This window comes from Paenibacillus xinjiangensis (assembly GCF_059686975.1).
On the sequence record NZ_JCAALS010000004.1, the window covers coordinates 1 to 16,901 of the forward strand.

13 protein-coding genes are annotated in these 16,901 nt (G+C 48.2%); 2 read left to right on the forward strand and 11 right to left on the reverse strand.

Features of this window, described 5'->3' with window-relative positions; translation table 11 throughout:
* The first annotated feature begins 74 nt into the window (after positions 1 to 74).
* Positions 75 to 1,247 (forward strand): MFS transporter, encoded by a 1,173-nt coding sequence (locus tag AC6ESP_RS05235; RefSeq protein ID WP_497095636.1) that lies wholly within the window; start codon positions 75 to 77, stop codon positions 1,245 to 1,247.
* Here the strand turns inward: AC6ESP_RS05235 and AC6ESP_RS05240 are convergent.
* Positions 1,235 to 3,244 carry a methyl-accepting chemotaxis protein gene (locus AC6ESP_RS05240; RefSeq protein WP_497095637.1) on the reverse strand — a complete coding sequence of 670 codons (2,010 nt, stop codon included), beginning with the start codon at positions 3,242 to 3,244 and terminating at the stop codon, positions 1,235 to 1,237. The two genes, AC6ESP_RS05235 and AC6ESP_RS05240, sit on opposite strands and share 13 nt — an antisense overlap.
* A 332-nt stretch (positions 3,245 to 3,576) precedes the next feature.
* Between AC6ESP_RS05240 and AC6ESP_RS05245 the strand changes: the two genes are divergently transcribed.
* Positions 3,577 to 4,866, forward strand: a complete 1,290-nt coding sequence (locus tag AC6ESP_RS05245) for a methyl-accepting chemotaxis protein (protein WP_497095638.1) — start codon at positions 3,577 to 3,579, stop codon at positions 4,864 to 4,866.
* A gap of 64 nt (positions 4,867 to 4,930) precedes the next feature.
* On the opposite strand, the gene AC6ESP_RS05250 is transcribed toward AC6ESP_RS05245, so the two are convergent.
* The 10 genes from AC6ESP_RS05250 to AC6ESP_RS05295 all read right to left on the reverse strand — a co-directional run bounded on the left by AC6ESP_RS05250 (position 4,931) and on the right by AC6ESP_RS05295 (position 16,892).
* Positions 4,931 to 6,190, reverse strand: coding sequence for a TolB-like translocation protein (locus AC6ESP_RS05250; protein WP_497095639.1), 1,260 nt, complete (start codon positions 6,188 to 6,190; stop codon positions 4,931 to 4,933).
* Positions 6,191 to 6,398: 208 nt separating this feature from the next.
* The gene (gene glpK / locus AC6ESP_RS05255) at positions 6,399 to 7,886 is read right to left on the reverse strand and encodes a glycerol kinase GlpK (protein ID WP_497095640.1); all 1,488 of its coding nucleotides are present in this window, start codon (positions 7,884 to 7,886) and stop codon (positions 6,399 to 6,401) included.
* The gene (locus AC6ESP_RS05260) at positions 7,886 to 8,869 is read right to left on the reverse strand and encodes a bile acid:sodium symporter family protein (RefSeq protein WP_497095641.1); all 984 of its coding nucleotides are present in this window, start codon (positions 8,867 to 8,869) and stop codon (positions 7,886 to 7,888) included. Before AC6ESP_RS05260 ends, glpK begins: the two co-directional genes overlap by 1 nt.
* Positions 8,869 to 10,296, reverse strand: a complete 1,428-nt coding sequence (locus AC6ESP_RS05265) for an aldehyde dehydrogenase family protein (RefSeq protein ID WP_497095642.1) — start codon at positions 10,294 to 10,296, stop codon at positions 8,869 to 8,871. Before AC6ESP_RS05265 ends, AC6ESP_RS05260 begins: the two co-directional genes overlap by 1 nt.
* Positions 10,297 to 10,334: 38 nt before the next feature.
* Positions 10,335 to 11,069 (reverse strand): GntR family transcriptional regulator, encoded by a 735-nt coding sequence (locus tag AC6ESP_RS05270; protein ID WP_497095643.1) that lies wholly within the window; start codon positions 11,067 to 11,069, stop codon positions 10,335 to 10,337.
* Between the two features lie 90 nt (positions 11,070 to 11,159).
* A complete protein-coding gene (sftI, locus tag AC6ESP_RS05275; protein WP_497095644.1) occupies positions 11,160 to 12,503 on the reverse strand; it encodes a sulfoquinovose isomerase in 1,344 nt (447 codons plus the stop codon).
* A 66-nt stretch (positions 12,504 to 12,569) separates the two neighbouring features.
* Positions 12,570 to 14,621 carry an alpha-glucosidase gene (locus AC6ESP_RS05280; RefSeq protein ID WP_497095645.1) on the reverse strand — a complete coding sequence of 684 codons (2,052 nt, stop codon included), beginning with the start codon at positions 14,619 to 14,621 and terminating at the stop codon, positions 12,570 to 12,572.
* Positions 14,614 to 15,315, reverse strand: a complete 702-nt coding sequence (locus tag AC6ESP_RS05285) for a DUF4867 family protein (protein WP_497095646.1) — start codon at positions 15,313 to 15,315, stop codon at positions 14,614 to 14,616. Before AC6ESP_RS05285 ends, AC6ESP_RS05280 begins: the two co-directional genes overlap by 8 nt.
* A 20-nt stretch (positions 15,316 to 15,335) precedes the next feature.
* The gene (locus AC6ESP_RS05290) at positions 15,336 to 15,998 is read right to left on the reverse strand and encodes a transaldolase family protein (RefSeq protein WP_497095647.1); all 663 of its coding nucleotides are present in this window, start codon (positions 15,996 to 15,998) and stop codon (positions 15,336 to 15,338) included.
* A 57-nt stretch (positions 15,999 to 16,055) separates the two neighbouring features.
* A complete protein-coding gene (locus tag AC6ESP_RS05295) occupies positions 16,056 to 16,892 on the reverse strand; it encodes a carbohydrate ABC transporter permease (protein WP_497095648.1) in 837 nt (278 codons plus the stop codon).
* Between the last annotated feature and the right edge of the window lie 9 nt (positions 16,893 to 16,901).

Below are 16,901 nucleotides of genomic sequence, written 5' to 3' on the forward strand. Positions count from 1 at the left end.
AGCGAATTCACGGAACTTTAGGGTACGTATCGCCTGTTCAGTTTGAGTCCATGTATTACAAAAGGGGAAGCTAAATGATTGATGTTGTCCACTTTCTTGACAGAGGTCCAATGCTGCTATCCCCTTTCCCTACTTATGCAAAAGAACAGTTTCACCCCGGAGATTTCACACTTAGCTTGTTGACTAGCTTATTCGCTATTGCAGCTATTATAACCCGCTTCGCCACTGCTGCTATGCTCCGTATCATTCATCAGAATACGATTCTCTTCATCGGTATCGTAATCGCTGCTGCGGCAACGGTACTATACCCGTTTGCTGGCTCAATGACACAGCTGCTCGTCCTACGGGTGCTATTCGGTATCGGATTCGGGATGACAAGTACTGTCCTGCCTACACTGGTATCGCAGATTATTCCTCACAATCGCTTAGGTGAGGGCATCGGATACTTCGGCCTTTCTACCAGTATCGCTATGTCGATTGGTCCTATGATTGGTCTGTCAGTAATTAAGGACTACGGATTCACATCCCTCGCCATGATGGGGACAGTAGCTGCCGCTCTTATTATCCCGTTGCTTGTAGTCACGCGGAGTATTCCACCGCAGCCTGTTAAGGCCAAACAGCAAGCAGCAGCAAGCAAGAACATGGATAAGAAATCATCCATGTCCCGCATGCTGCTCCCTGCCATTCTTAATACGTTAATGTCTGTTACTTACGGTGGCGTACTTGGATTCCTTGCCTTGTTCGGTGATCAGAAGAGCCTCGGACAGATTGGGCTGTTCTTCTTGTTCATCGCCTTTACCGTTCTCATTATTCGCCCTATCTCTGGCCGAATCTTCGATCGTAAAGGTCCAATGCCGATCCTTATTCCTGGCGCATTAGTCGTTATCGCGAGCTTGCTCATTCTTTCCTATGCAGACTCCATGCCACTCGTTATAGTCTCTGCCCTGCTGTATGGTCTTGGCTTCGGCGCTATTCAGCCTACTACTCAAGCATGGATGCTGCGTGAAGCGCCGCCTGAACAGCACAGCAGCGCTAACAGCTTGTACTATAACTCCATCGACTTCGGGGTTGCTGCTGGCTCCATGCTGCTCGGTGTTATAGCGTCCGCGACGAATTATTCCGTCATGTATCGCTATTCGGCTGGAGTGATGGTCATTTTCTTGACTGTCTATCTCATTAGTGCCGCTGTTCAACGTAAGCGGAATAAAGCTGGCGTTGTCATAACTGCCAAGAATCAAGCAGTCTGAAATATCGCAAGCTGCTCATGAAGATCTGCCGATAAGGCATCTAATTCATTAGACACTTCTACAAGCTTCTCACTGATGGACAGCTGATTAGCCGTCAGGGCTGTCACTTCCATCGATGAGGCAGCAGACTGCTCCGATACCGCACTAACGTTACCGATGGTTAACACCAGATTCTGCTGCATGAGAGAAAGTTCCTCGATGGATTTGGAGGAGTCTGCAATTTCACGAATGACCTGCTTCATCTCACTCTCCATATGACCGAAAGTTCGGGCCGCTGTGTTGACCGCTTCACTCTGATCCTGCAAGATAGGCACTACTGCATGCAGCTCAGCTGCAGTGGCTTCCATCTCCTGCTCAATGGTTGCTGTCATTTCATTGACCATTACAATAGATTGCTTGGATTGCTCAGCAAGCTGTCTAATCTCCCCTGCTACAACCATGAACCCCTTGCCTGCTGCTCCTGAACGGGCTGCTTCAATAGCTGCATTGAGTGACAGAATGTTCGTCTGACGTGCAATAGCATTCATTACATCCAATAACTGACGGATAGACGCGGTACTCTTCTTCAATTGGTTGATCCGATCAACAAGAGCCCGCGATTTCTGCTCCGTGTCGTTCGTTAGGACGACTAGCTCAGTCATTTGAACAGCGGCTTCCGAGCTTGTCTGCTGGAAGCGATCCGAGGAATGATTCAAGCCGTTATTCGTAACTGCTACCTCTTCCATCGTCCGTTTAATCGTATCCACACTTTCTAGGCCTTTCTCTGCTTCATTGGCCAATTGCATCGCACCACCCGCAATTTGACCAGTGGCATTATTGATATGCTCGGAGGATTTACTCATTTCATTCGATACATGGATAAGCTCCTCTGCCCGCCCTTTAAGCAGCTTAGCTGAAGCATTCGTCCGAATGACCAAGCCGCTAATCTGAGTAAGCATCCGATCGAAGCTGCTGCTAAGACGAGCTATCTCATCACGACCCTTCCTAGAAGCACGCACCGTTAGATTGCCTTTCTCCGCTTGCTCCATTAATCCGCATATTTGCTCTAGAGGACGGGCAACCATTCTAACGAGTATGTATCCGATAAGAATAGCCACGATTGCTGCAATACCACACATCACTACCGTTAGCAGAAGGATGCTATCCGTTCTGGACAAAATATCCTCAAGCCATACGGAGCCTTCTACCGTCCACCCTGTAATACTCGATTGCTGTCTTACGACCAATTGTTCAGCTGTATATGGCGCTGCCTGCTCTCCGATCTGAATGCTCTCCGAGGAGCTGTACACAACCTGATTGCTGTCAGTTACAAGCGTGATGGCACCCTTCTCACCGAACTTCAGCTTCGCGAACGTATCCGCAAGTATTTGAACGGGGAATTCCATAATAATGAGATATTCAGAATCACGTTGATTCATATTTTTCAACAACCGTCCCATCGTGAACATCGGCTGTGAGGCGTAGCCGAACAATCCCTTAGACATGGAAGGAAGATAGATCGTTTCACCATCAGCTTCTATTACTTTATTGAGCTCTGCCTTCGTTGAATCATTAATTTCGGGTGAGCTCGCTCCAGATGTTGATACGATTCTCCCCATATCAAGTGATTTCGGGATGAGCCGAAGTGCTGCGATAGCCGGGTGGGATGCACGCATGCTCTCCAGCTGATCTCGCAAATACGTTTCTCTTGTGTTTTTCTCATTCCTATCCAAGTCCATCATACTTAGCTGCTTGAACTGCTCAAGTATCTCTTTGTCGACGAGCAATTGCCTGCTTAGACCCGAATAGGTCTCAAGCATCGCGTCCATCTTATCTGCAGCCAGATTAATCGTCTGCTGCTGTGCCTCAGCAACCTCGTCTGTAATAATTTGTTTGGATAATTGGAAGGAGCTAACGCCAAGCGCAGAAATAAGCAATACAATACTTAGAAATACAATTAAGAACAGCTTGGTCCCTACAGAATTACGAGGGTTTCTCCCGATTTTGAGCTTACTCATTACAGCCCATCCCCTTTTACGTTAATCTTGTTTTGTAAGCGCTTAATACTAGAACTATAATACTATAATTAATCTGAGAAGTATATCGTTTGCACACCAATATTTTGAAAATATTGCGTATAACTACGATTTTCATTTAAAACATGCAACTTTTTACCCTGTGATACTCAATTTTATACAAACGTTTGCACTAATCTGTCTAGCTCACTCTATTTAATTCCCTATCAGAATCAGGACTTTTCCCCTATCGATTTCAGGGCATTCCCCGAAATACAACCTGCGGCCGGAACGTTACGATAGGAATAACAAAACTTTTATACTAGGAGGCCACCATGTCACAAACCTTTAAGTTTAGCCTCGTCAAAAAAATCGTAACTGGGATTTCAGTTGTATCTGCTGTAACCTATGGCACAAGCGCTTTTTTTATTTTCGTCCTTCAAGATATCGCTGCCCCTTATTTGTCAGAATGGCTGTTCATAACCATTACCTTATTAATGGGTGTGTTCTGGACAGCCTTCCTAGGCTGGTTAGCCGCAAGAATGCTTGTTAAGCCCATCTCTCAAATGACTGCCGCCGCCGAGCAAGCCTCTGCCGGTAATCTGAAGGCTCAGATTGATCCGAGCAAATCCGATGACGAATTAAGAGCTCTCGGGCTTTCCTTTGGCAAAATGATGGGACATCTGGGAAGTGTCGTTGAAGGTATCGCCTCTTCTCATGAGCAGACCGATTCCTATACAACCGAGCTCAGTGATGCCATTGGCCACGCAGCGCATCATATTGAGAGCATTACCAACACCTCGGAACAGATCGCCGAAGGAGCCGAGCTGCAATCCGTCTCCACCCAGAGGTTATTCCGTTCTGTGGAGAAGATGAAGGGTAATTCAGCTAATATAGAGCAGCAAGCTGCCGCAGCTCGAGTGATTACGAACGATATGGTCTCATCCATAGCAGACAATTCCATACTGATTCAGTCTTTAGTCGATGGTGTACAATCCGTTGCAGATGCGAGTGAGCAATCCGCTCAGACTATGCAGAAGCTGAATGAGCAAGCTGAGCAGATTAACGGAATCTCTATTTTAGTAGGGGAAATTGCTGATCAAACCCACCTCCTTGCCCTTAACGCTTCTATTGAAGCTGCCAGAGCTGGCGAGCACGGCAGCGGCTTCGCTGTTGTAGCCGGCGAGGTCAAGAAATTAGCAGAGCAAAGCGGAGATGCCGTTCAATCCATCAAGCAGTTAATCGTACATATTCGTTCAGAGATCGACTCTGCTTCACGGCGGATTACGCTGCAAGCTGAATCCGCAAGACAAGAATCACAGCGAGGTGCAGCAGCGACAGCCGCTCTCCAGCATATGATCGGAACGACGGGCGAAGTTTCACGCGCATTCGATAACATATCCGATATGCTGTTCATTCAGGCGGAGCAAGTTCTGCTAACATTCCAGGAAGTGGCACAGATATCATCGGCGGCACAGTCCATCCATAATGCTGCCAAAGAGGTGTTCTCCTCCACTCAGGAGCAGACCGCGCTTATGGAGGAGATTGCTTCTGCATCTGACTTCCTCCGCAAGCAATCTTCATCGCTGAAGAATCAGATTGCATTTTTTGAACAGAAGGGTTAATAAATAACCTGACAATAGCAACAGACCAATACTCGATATAGAAGCATTGGTCTGTTTGCTAGTATTAATCCATAACGTTTACTAATCCCATGCCTTCGCTAACTTGTACCAATAAATGCTGTCCAGATGGCGACCAGGAAATTAGTTGTAACGGCTCATTGCTGCCCAGAACCTCCATTGCCCCATTGCCGTCCTGATCACTAACATACAGCTTTTCTACTGTTGACTCCTCTTTCGTATTCTCCACATGATAGGCAAGCCTGCGGCCATCCGGTGAAAAAGCATACTTCCGATATGAACCGTCGCCCTGCTCACTGTCTTCCCAAGCGGCAAACTGACTTAGCTCCCCGCTATGAACATCTAATAGGAATGCCTTTGCATCCTTCTGCAGAATAACCCTACCTGCTTTCTCTGAGAATACGACATCCGAGTAATTACCGTAATCACCTAGACCTTCGCCTAGCGGCTGTTCAGTCCCTTCAATCAGGTCAACCACATAGAGAGCTGTATAGTTAATGCTTACCCCTTCGTTGAATGCATGATCGACAATAAGCGTACGACCAGGCTCTAGCCAGCCTACAATCCTCCACACCTGCTGCTCAGGAAGCAGTGTCTGAGTTGTACCTGATGCAATATCATACCTCTTCAACAGCTGTTCAAAGCCTGAGCCATCCACAATGGTAGTACCTGTCCTGTCTATATAGACGAACTGCTTGCCGCCCTCCAGCCAATATGCGCAGCATTCCTGTGTTCCATGTGTCCAGTGGACGCGATCTGTTGTTCGTTTATTCTCCCCCCATATGCCATCCTCTTCATAGAGCAGGGTCCAGACCGGATTCTCCGATTGGGCTCTTGGACTGACCCTGTGTGTCTGCAGGTCAAGAGACAACCAATCGGTATCTGTTTCCTCTTCGTCATAATAGTTAACAGGAAAGGAGACAACATTCTCCTCCTCATCGAAGCTAATCGTCCACATATCCTGATCCGTTTCCCATAGCAGGTCTACTCTTTTACTAGTGAATGAATACTGTTTAATTTGATACAGCCCATTATCATCATCTCGAGTAATACCGACCATATCGGTATCCGATACCATTACATGTGCTATAAGCTCTTCGTCCATCGGCAAAAAATAAGCAAAGCTGCTCTGAGCAGTCTTATCATCAGCTTCAGGGCTAGTCGTGCTAGTCGTGCTAGTCGTTGCAGAGCTCTCCGGCTGTTCATTCGCTATAACTCCTAAATTTGAGGTTCGTTCATCATTATTGCTGCAACCGCTCATTACTAGAATGAACAGAATAAGGAGTGCTATTCGAGTTGATTTCATTCAGAATCCCCCCATTTCTATTTGAAATTATACCATATATAATGGAAAATGTTTCTCATAAGGTAGGATAATCCAAATGATAGCCGTAACTCTATTACGAATAAAAAAATCCTCGCAATAGTTAATGGGGGATTGCCATTGCCATCCCATCAACCATTGCAAGGATTTACTTCTTTCTAGTAAGTGATTGGTATCTATCATTCTTCAGTTACAGGGAATGTGAAATCGTTGATTTAACCGCGGATAGCCATCCAGCATACTGTCTATTCCGCTCGATCTCACTAATGGAAGGATGAAAGACTCGCTCTGACTTCTTAATTAACGAGATTTCCTGCTTATCCTTCCAGAAACCGACCGCCAGACCGGCCATAAAGGCAGCGCCAAGGGCTGTCGTTTCCTTGACCCTCGTACGTTCAACGGGAATGCCCAGCATATCCGCCTGATGCTGCAGGAGGAAGCTATTCGATACGGCACCGCCGTCAACGCTCAAACGGCTTAATGGCATCCTTGCATCCTCCTCCATTGCCCGTACAACATCCTTCGTCTGGAAGCTAAGCGACTCCAGCGCTGACCTTACGATATGCGCTCTCCCTGTCCCCCGTGTAATGCCGAATAGAGCGCCTCGTGCATTTGCATTCCAGTGCGGAGCCCCGAGACCAACGAATGCTGGGACTAAATATACACCGTCCGCTGATTCTACGGATTCCGCTAGCAGCTCGGTTTCTGAAGCATCTGTAATGATTCCAAGACCATCGCGCAGCCACTGAATAACACTTCCAGCCACAAATACGCTGCCTTCAAGCGCATACTGCACGGAATCACCAATTTGCCATGCAATCGTTGTAAGCAAGCCATGACCAGATACAACGGCTTCTTCTCCCGTATTCATAAGCAGGAAGCAGCCGGTGCCATACGTATTCTTCACATCACCCGCCCCGAAGCAAGCTTGTCCGAATAATGAGGCTTGCTGGTCTCCAATAGCTCCTGCAACTGGAACCTCTACTCCGCGTATTAGAGCTGTTCCATATACCTCACTGGAGGGCCGAACCTCTGGCAGCATAGCTGCAGGAATTCGCAGCAGCTTCAGCAGCTCCTCATCCCACTTCCTCGTATGGATGTTATAGAGCATGGTCCGTGACGCATTGGAGCAGTCCGTCACATGACGTTCTGCTCTTGTCAGCTTCCATATGAGCCAGCTGTCGATCGTACCAAACAGCAGCTCACCCCGCTCCGCCCTCTTAGCTGCTCCTTCAGTATGGTCAAGCAGCCACCGGATTTTTGATGCGCTGAAGTAAGGGTCGATTATGAGTCCTGTACGCTGCTTAATGACAGCTTCGTAGCCCGCTTCAACCCAGTCCTGACATAAGCGTTCCGTCTGCCGGCTCTGCCATACAATGGCATGGTGGATAGGCTCACCGGTATGCTTGTCCCATACGACAGTTGTCTCGCGTTGATTCGTAATGCCAATGGCTGCTACCTGCTCTGCCGTTACTTCGGCAACAGTAAGCAACTGTTCTATGAGTTCCATCGTAAGCGACCAAATTTCCTTTGCATCGTGCTCTACCCACCCTGGCTTGGGAAAATATTGTGTGAACTCACGTTGAACGATCGCCTTTACCTCACCGTCATGAGTGAACAGCATGGCACGCGTACTAGTCGTTCCTTGGTCAATGCTTAGCACATAGGTTTGTTCCATTATGATGAAAGCTCCTTTCCGTTCACTGTCGCACTGCGGCGGAACACGTAATAGAACAGCAGAGCGACAGGATGCTGCAGCAGCATTGCCAGCAGAATAGGCAATGTCGTGAGCGGAGTGAAGAACATACCTGCAAGCACCACTCCGACCGTATAATTACGGACACCGCCTGCATAAGCAATAGCAACAATTGAGTCATGACCCTTAAAGCACAATTTGCCAATAGCATAGCTAATGCAATAGCCGACAAGCATGACACCCAAGACAGCTATTACTATACCTACCGCCTTGCTCCCAATAGCACGCAGCGGCCCACTGATCGCCGCCGCATTAAGCGTAAGAACACCGTAAAGACAGAGCTTTCCGAGCAGCGAGGTGAACGGGAGAACTCTCCTTTGTGCGCTTCTACGACGAAGCCATTCTCCTGCTGCCATGCCAAGAACCGATGGCAGAACAACGAGCTTGATCAGGCTCCAGATGAGAGTGCTAGTCTCTAATTGGATTGACGAGCCTACAATTGCTGCCATAGTGACTGGCACTACCAGCGGGCTCAGCAGTGTGTCCACCGTCACCATGGACAAGATGAGCTCAATATTGCCCCGATTGTAATTAACCCAGAAGATCGAGGTTACACCAAGCGGCAGTAGCACTGCAATCGTAATGCCCACAGCTAGCTCCGGCTGCCCTGCAAACCAATATTTCGTTATACGGAATACAACGAGCGGGTACAGCAGATGCATCACTACTAAAAACAGCGTAAGCAAGCCCGGTTTTTTGAACAATCCGGGCAGCTTGCGGTAATCTGCTGTAAGCGAGGATAGAAACGTAATGATAATGAATAAGACCGGAGTAGCGATTTGCAGCTTACTAACGTTCGAACCTGCCATCATACCGATAAGCATAAACAGCGGCATAACGAGATAGATCCATTTCTCCAAAAATCTGTTGAGCTCGGTTGTTGCTGCTAAGGTGCCGCCGCTCATTACAGATTGAATACAACGATACGTTCTTCTGTCATTTCTTCAATGACGTACCTCGGACCTTCCTTACCGGTGCCGCTCATCTTTACACCGCCGTAAGGCATCGCATCAGCCCGGTAAGCAGAGGCATCATTGACTATCAATCCGCCAACCTCGATTTCTTTGGCTGCCTTCATCGCAATGCCAAGATCCTTCGTGAATAGTCCGGCTTGCAGCCCATAGCTGGAATCATTCACCTTCGCAATCGCCTCATCGATATCACTATACGTATCCACAGATACGACCGGACCGAACACTTCAAGGCGGCATACCTTCATATCTGCTGTGACATCAGCTAGAATAGTTGGACTGACGACTGCACCCTCTCGCGTACCGCCGATAACTAAGCGTGCACCTTGGCTGACTGCTTCGTTAATCCAGCTCTCCACTCGCTCTGCTTCCTTCTCGGCAATCATTGGGCCGACATCGGTTGTTTCATTAAACGGATCACCAACAGTCAGCTTAGCAGTCTGTGCTGTAAGCTTGTCCAAGAATAGATCCATAACGGATTCATGAACATAGACGCGTTGAACAGATATACATACTTGCCCTGCATTATTGAAGCTTTTGCCTGCCACCATCGCTGCTGCTTGGTCTAGGTTGCTATCATGATGCACGATGGTTGCAGAGTTATTGCCAAGCTCCAGTGCAACTTTGCGAATTCCAGCATGCTCTCGAATCCATTGGCCTACACGAGGGCTTCCTGTGAATGAGAACATGGATACATCCTGATTAGCAGTAAGCCACTCACCAATATCAGGACCAGAGCCTGTAAGAACGTTCAACCGTCCTGCTGGCAAGCCCGCTTCCACAAACAGTTCAGCCAACATAAGCGCTACGAACGGTGTGGGCTCCGCTGGCTTCAATACGACGCTGTTGCCCGCAGCAATTGCTGGACCAATCTTATGACAGACTAGATTCAACGGCACATTGAAAGGAGTAATAGCTACTACAACTCCAACCGGTACGCGAATTGTGAATGCCATTCGATTCTCGGAACCAGGAGACGCTTCGACAGGAATACCTTCGCCGTGAATTCGTTTGGCTTCCTCTGCGGATATGATTAACGTTTGTGCTGCACGGTCAACCTCTATTCGGGAATCTCGAATGGGCTTGCCGACTTCAGCAGCCATGACTTGCGCGAACGCTTCCTTGCGCTCTTGGAGCAATTGTGCAACCTTGGATAGAATCGTGTACCGCTCATATGGCGAAAATGTCTGCTTCATCGCTTTGCTTGCGGCCTCAACAGCAGCATCTGCATCCTCTTTATCCGCAACAGAAACCGTACCGACTACTGCCCCAGTATATTTGTTCAGCACATCCATCTTTTCCTGCTTGTTCACCCACAGATTGTTAATCAGCAGACCATAGTGTTTATTTTCTATTGTCATTGTTAGTTCCACCCCGTTCTTGTGATGTTGTAACCAGTCTACCTTGTTAGCTCAATGTCATACGTGTATTGATCACTGCGATATTTCGTTCTTGTATATTCGAGTGGCCTGTCATCGATACCGAAGCTGAGACGAGTCATTTCTAGAAGCGCCTCGCCACCTCGTATGCCTAGCATATCTGCCTCCAGCTGAGTAGCATTAATCGCTGATATATTCTCTTTTGCCCGTTTGATATATATATTGTTACTCTCTAGTATTTCATAATATTTGGCTGTGTTCAGGTCGCTCTTCATCAAGAGGTGACCAGCCCACTCAGGCCAGCAGCTCCGCTCAAAGGCGATCGGTATATCATTCGCGAACCGGATACGCTCAATTAGCAGCACCTGCTCGTTCTCAGGAATCTGTAGAATTGTTTTCTCGACATGAAGAAGCGTTGAGAATTCGGCCCGCAGCAACAAAGAATGGGGATTTAGACCACGCTCTACCACTTCCTCGGCGAACCCTTTCAGCTGCCCTAGATTTCCGATCAGCTTGCGGGATTTCACTATCGTTCCCTTACCCTGTCGTTTCTCTAGCAAGCCATCCTGGCAGAGCATATTGATGGCCTGACGAATAGTCGTACGACTAACGTGATACAGCTCCATTAGCTCTTGTTCAGTTGGAATCAACGTGCCTGGCTTCCATTTCTGATTCATAATGTTCTGGATCAGGATATCCCGAACTTGCTGATACAACGAAACATTCTTATTCGGATCAACGGAATCCGCTCTCATACTAAATTCCTCTTCCCATGTCGACAAATACATCCTGATGTGACAGGTAGATATGCCGCTCGCTAGTTTTCTTTCATTATAGCTGTTGCCCTACGAAAGATAAATGACAGGAATGCCAAGCATCCGTCCCAGTTCTTCCAACTCTTCTACGACATCTGCATAGACCATTGCAAAATGAGGCTCGGCACCAGCAAGCATAATTTTATCTAATAATGGCAGTACATTTGAATCCATACGTACAGTAACCGAGGTTCCACTGAAAGGCTGCGGCACATCAAGTGCTTCGCCCTTCATAATGATGAAGCGGAGTCCATCTGGCGTGCTGCCGAGCCTGAAGAGAGTTACACCTCCAGCTTTCAGTCCGAAATCCATGGCAAAGCCCATTTTGCGGTTCGGATGAACACCTGCTACGGCTCCTGTAGACGGATTAGCCAATGAGAATGCGCCTGCGCCGCAATGCCAGAATACAAAAGCATTACGTTCTTCATCTACGTGAACAAGATCGCCCAGATATGGTGCTTGTCCTTCGCTTAACTCACGTAACAGAAACATGGATAACGAGCCGTGAATATCAGATTCGCAGGCAGATACGATACCGATTTCCGTGAACTGGGATAACGTTGAGCAAGCAGCTGCACCGAAATCATTGAAAAATTCAGGCCAGCAGCGGAATGCCATTGCCTCAACGCCCTTACCTTTAATCTGGTTCTCAATATAAGAGTAGAATTGCGCGAACTTGCGAACCGATTCATCGGATCTATTCAGACCGACAACCTGTTTCTCTGCACGATCAACGGCAGCCTGCCACTGAGATTCTTCAAGCTTAACACTTTCACGGAACGCCTCTTGCAGATCAAGCTTCAGAATACTCACACCAAGCAGCTGCTCAAGCGCATTCTCATCCGCTCCTGAGAAGAAGAAGCCCGGAGGGTGATCACCAACGACTCCAACTTTCATCTCACGAAGTCGCTTCATAGCTCGGCATACACGCAATTCCTTCTGCATCAAATGCTGCAAACGCTCTTCATCCGGGTTGCCGAATAGAAAGGCAAAGGGGCGACGAAGATTCATCAGCACATTGGATGTGCTATTGCCGCCGGTCAGTGAGTTCAAGCGTAGACGGCCGCCGACACTCGGCTCACGAACCGACCACACGATGACAGGCTCTGAGCGAAGTTCTGATGCACGGGCAATGAACTCCCCGTCTGCGAACGTCACGCTCTGATAGACAATGGCATCAACCGTCCTGTCCTTATGCAAGTTCAGGAATGCCTCCATTTCTTCCACAGAAGTCAGCAGCCCCTCCGGTTCCAACACCTCTGCACCCAGCTCCCCAAGCCAAGCCGAGGTTTGTGCGTGTACGGCATTTGCAGCGTCGAGATCAAACGTTTTGCGGGCTATCGGCAAATAAATGATGCTCAATGTCATATTCATCATACCTACCTTTTAGAATTCATAATATGGTTTGGATAAGCACAACAGCTTCTCCATCGCAGTACTTTATAGATGAGCTAACTCTTGAAACAGCTCTTTGTATGCTGACGCTTTCCGGTAAAAGACTGGAGGTTGTCCCAATGGTGCAGCAATAACCACTTCGCAGCCACCTTCGTATACTTCACCTGTCCATAGATGAACCCAGCGGTCAGGCGGCAAATAAACACTCCAATCCGTACGACCTTCCTCATGAACGGGTGAGACTAGCAAATCCTGTCCGTACAAATAGCTGTACTGCTCCGAATAGGATTGCGTATCCCCTTCATAATGCATGAATAGCGGACGCTGCAGCGGAATACCTCGCTCTGTGTTCAGCTTCACTAGATTCTTCGTATATGGAGCCAGCTGAACATATATATTCGTCATCCTGGCGAAATGCTCCAAAGTCTCGTCATCGCTGTCGAACTGCCAGCAATCACCCGGCCGATTGCCTTCATGCGTTCGCATAACTGGCGTGAATGCGCCCATCTCAGCCCAACGCATGAACAACTCCTTGGATCGCTTGTTGCCATGAAGGCTTGTATAGCCGCCGATATCACTATGGTGAAGGCCATTACCCAGCATGCCTGATGACAGTGCCGCCGGGATTACAGAAGCTAGCCCATCATCCAGCGTCCAGTCGACGCTTTGATCGCCGCCCCAGAGTAGCGTACAATATTTCTGTGTTCCGGTATAACCGGCACGCATGAAGTAGACCGCCTCGCCCAGCTTGCCTGCTTCCTCAACCGCTTCATAATTGATTTTCGCCCATAGAACAGGCCATGCATTATGCATTAGCTTAGCGGACTCCCCGCTGTGGAGTACGACGTCAATTGGCAAATATTCGCCGAAATCAGCCATCCAGCCATCCAGACCGAAGTCGAGCATATTCGTCTTGATTACCGACTTATACCACAAGCAAGCATCCGGATTCGTGAAGTCTACAATGCCGCAGTCGAATTCGCCGAAATCCACACAATATACATCGCCTTGCCCATTGAGAGCCAAATAGCCATGTTCCTTGGCGTGAGCAAATAGGTCACCTTCAACTACTACATATGGGTTAATATAGCCGAGAAAACGGATACCCTGCTCCTTCCACTTCGGAATTTTCTTATCAAGCTCTGGGTATTCCTGTGGATTCCATTTCCAATTCCAATTAAGCCGTTTGCCGAAGGACGTAATTCGCTTGCCTTGCCAATCCTGGCACCAGATTCCACCAACCTTGACGCCTTTGTCCAAGACACGAGTCAGCTTTTCCTCTACCACTTCAGTTCCGCCTTGGATTCCAAGCCATACGCCGTTATAGGTCCAGTCCGGAAGCTCAGGCTGGCGTCCGAACAATGCGGAGGCCCGTTCCGCCAGCTGCAAGTAAGTGGGCTCTACTGCAAACCATATGCTGCGTGGGACTTCCCATACCTGTAGCTCGTGGAACGAAGCTTGACGGAAATCAAAGTCAGCGTATGCTGTCGTATCAACATGCAGCAAATATTTGCGACTGGAAATAAAAGTCGGCTGGGGATAATTCGTGTTGTAGTAATCTCCGCCGGCTCTATCGAGTACATCTGCTTGCCATGTAACATAAGTGTTCTTATTACGCCCAACACCTGGTTCACTTGTCCATAATGGGAAGTTCTTGCCGCGCATATTCAGATGGGACAGCTGTTCTCCACAGCCGAATACCATCTCTTCCTGCTTCGCAGCGACTCGCAGCCAGAATCGGTTAATTGCAGCAGAATGGTCTTTCACAATATCTAATTTCAAGAAAGCAGGGTCTTCGGCGCTATGGACTACGCGTAATGTAAGGAGGGAGGATGCGTCTTCCGTCGCCGAGAATGCAATTTCAGTAACGCCCTGGTGAGTCCGTACTTTCGTGAACCGAAGAGCATTGCGTTCTATAACATAGTCGCGGATATCGAAGTTGCCGCGGTACATGTCCATTGTCTCTTCGCCCCAGCCGACAAAAAGCAATGGATTGTCCGCTGTGTGGCGAAGCAATACCGTTCCGTCAAGCTCCAATTCAAACCCTCCGCCGCCAAGCTCGCGGAGCTGCCAGCTGTTGCTTAAGACATTACCCATTCCCGATGTCCTCCTCATTCTGATAGATGACTCTCACATTAGCCCCTTCGATGCCGGGATAAGCTCCCTTGTCGATCAACAGCTTGCGCTCTGGGTGAGCGAGCAGCCATTTGTTGCGCATGAATAACAGCTTATCCTCATCATTGCCGGCTGTAACAGTCCCAGCAAGCGGTGTATTCGTACCCGCAGTCAGCACCACGATGCAGCGGAATCCTCCATCCTTCGTCTTGCACGGTGCAAAATGCAGCGTCGTAGGATAAATCTCAATTGCGGTACCACGCGGAACGTAGAAGGCCTCCGCCTTCTCCGCCGCCGCATAGCTGCTTGCTTGAATATCCTGAACGCGTCCCAGCAACAGCACAATGTCATCAGCCGCCACATTAATTTCACTGCATTTGTGATATTCAAGTCCGTTAAGATGAGAATTACGTCCGTTGCAATAACCGATCTGGATCGGCATGCCGCCATAATGGCGGGACTCCAGCTCACTCCGAATAACGAGCTGCTCCATAGCTTCATCTGACGCTACATAAATATTGCCTTCCTCAGGAATTTGTCTGTCTTGCAGCTCAGTGAGCAATTCCTCCCACTCGTATCCTTCTACAATTCGACCGTATGGAATAAATGCATCCGAATGTACGGACAATAATTTCAAATGTGGGTTGCACTGCTGCAACCGTTGCAAGTTCACCATATCTGCCTCCTGAGTACTTACTAGACGGTCGTCTCATCCCATGCTTTGCGGAATACACCAAGGCCATAGTCTGTGAAGGGATGCTGCAAGCTAGCTTTATAGACATCGAACCCACAAGTAACAATATGAGCGCCGGCTTTTGCCGCATCAACAATTTGTTTACCATTGCGCAGAGCAGCGACAATTACTTCGGTCTCGTAACCATAGTTTTTATAAATACTAACGATATCCGTAATATAAGCGTTCGTATCCTCACCGCTATTCTCTTTCCAGCCTACGAACGGCGATACGAACTTGGCACCGATACGTGCCGGCTGCAGAGCTTGGGATGGAGAGAACACAAGCGTAACATTCGTACGGATTCCTTCAGCCTCAAGCTCCTTGGCGGCGATCAGCCCTTGCTCAATACAAGGAATTTTTACGATAAAGTTAGGAGACAGCGCTGCAATTTTCTTGCCCTCCGCAACCATAGTCGCGGCATCATCGAGATGTGGATTGATTTCTGCTGAGATAGGGAAGTCATTCACTCCAGCAAACTCCGAGCCGAGCTCTCCTAGTACAGTTAGAAACGGCTTACCGCTGAGCTGGATATGGCGAGGGTTTGTCGTAACCCCATCGATACCCCAGTTTTTATATGCATAACGAATTTCCTCGATTTTGGCACTGTCTAAAAAGTATTTCATGTTAGTTTCCCCTTCCAATTCGTATAATTTAGTAAGATTTTATAAGGAAATGCCGGCCTATCCTTTAACTGAGCCAGCGGTGACACCTTCAACAAAATAGCGTTGCAGCAACAAATACGCGAGGACCATTGGGACGGAAGCAACGATTACTCCTGCGAATATCATCGGGAAATCCGTAATAAATTCCCCTTGGAATTGCAGCAGGGCGAGCGGCAGCGTCTTCTTGTCATTCGAAGTGATGAACAGCAATGGATACAATAAGTCGTTCCATACCATAACGCTGAGGAAAATCCCTCCCGCCGTGATCGATGGCATGGAGACCGGAAGCACGATTCGGAAATACATGCGCCATTCCCCAGCTCCATCAATGGAAGCAGCTTCATAAAGCTCACCTGGCAGCTGTCTCATAAATCCAGTAATAATGAACATTGCCGTCGGCATAAATACTGCAATCGAGACTAGAATGAGTCCGAATCGGTTGTTCGTCAGCCCCAAATCATAAACAAGAGAGTAAATCGGGATCATGTTAACCTGTGGCGGCACCATCATCCCAGCAACGAACAAAGCGAATATCCCCATCGACAGCCAACTATTCATTCGAACAACTGCATAAGCAAGCAGACTGGAGAGGAATAGAATCGCTGCAACGGTTACGACTGTAACAATGACACTGTTAATGAAATAGGTCCCTAGCGAGTATTCCGTTAGCATTTTCCAATAATTATCAAATATAATCTCTTTCGGCCATCCAATTGGATGAGTGAACAGCTCTGGGGTACTCTTAAATGAAGCAAAGACAACGATAGATAACGGTACAACGATTAACAGTGCGAACGCTGTCAGTAGAACCCAACGCAAGGTCGATGCTCCAGCGCTTTTCTTGGTGTTTATCATCTACAATTC

Bases quoted from the DNA above. Each gene is read 5' to 3' on its own strand.
- AC6ESP_RS05235 (WP_497095636.1), top strand. From the start codon at position 75: ATGATTGATGTTGTCCACTTTCTTGACAGAGGTCCAATGCTGCTATCC.
- AC6ESP_RS05240 (WP_497095637.1), bottom strand. From the start codon at position 3,244: ATGAGTAAGCTCAAAATCGGGAGAAACCCTCGTAATTCTGTAGGGACC.
- AC6ESP_RS05245 (WP_497095638.1), top strand. From the start codon at position 3,577: ATGTCACAAACCTTTAAGTTTAGCCTCGTCAAAAAAATCGTAACTGGG.
- AC6ESP_RS05250 (WP_497095639.1), bottom strand. From the start codon at position 6,190: ATGAAATCAACTCGAATAGCACTCCTTATTCTGTTCATTCTAGTAATG.
- glpK (WP_497095640.1), bottom strand. From the start codon at position 7,886: ATGGAACAAACCTATGTGCTAAGCATTGACCAAGGAACGACTAGTACG.
- AC6ESP_RS05260 (WP_497095641.1), bottom strand. From the start codon at position 8,869: ATGAGCGGCGGCACCTTAGCAGCAACAACCGAGCTCAACAGATTTTTG.
- AC6ESP_RS05265 (WP_497095642.1), bottom strand. From the start codon at position 10,296: ATGACAATAGAAAATAAACACTATGGTCTGCTGATTAACAATCTGTGG.
- AC6ESP_RS05270 (WP_497095643.1), bottom strand. From the start codon at position 11,069: ATGAGAGCGGATTCCGTTGATCCGAATAAGAATGTTTCGTTGTATCAG.
- sftI (WP_497095644.1), bottom strand. From the start codon at position 12,503: ATGAATATGACATTGAGCATCATTTATTTGCCGATAGCCCGCAAAACG.
- AC6ESP_RS05280 (WP_497095645.1), bottom strand. From the start codon at position 14,621: ATGGGTAATGTCTTAAGCAACAGCTGGCAGCTCCGCGAGCTTGGCGGC.
- AC6ESP_RS05285 (WP_497095646.1), bottom strand. From the start codon at position 15,315: ATGGTGAACTTGCAACGGTTGCAGCAGTGCAACCCACATTTGAAATTA.
- AC6ESP_RS05290 (WP_497095647.1), bottom strand. From the start codon at position 15,998: ATGAAATACTTTTTAGACAGTGCCAAAATCGAGGAAATTCGTTATGCA.
- AC6ESP_RS05295 (WP_497095648.1), bottom strand. From the start codon at position 16,892: ATGATAAACACCAAGAAAAGCGCTGGAGCATCGACCTTGCGTTGGGTT.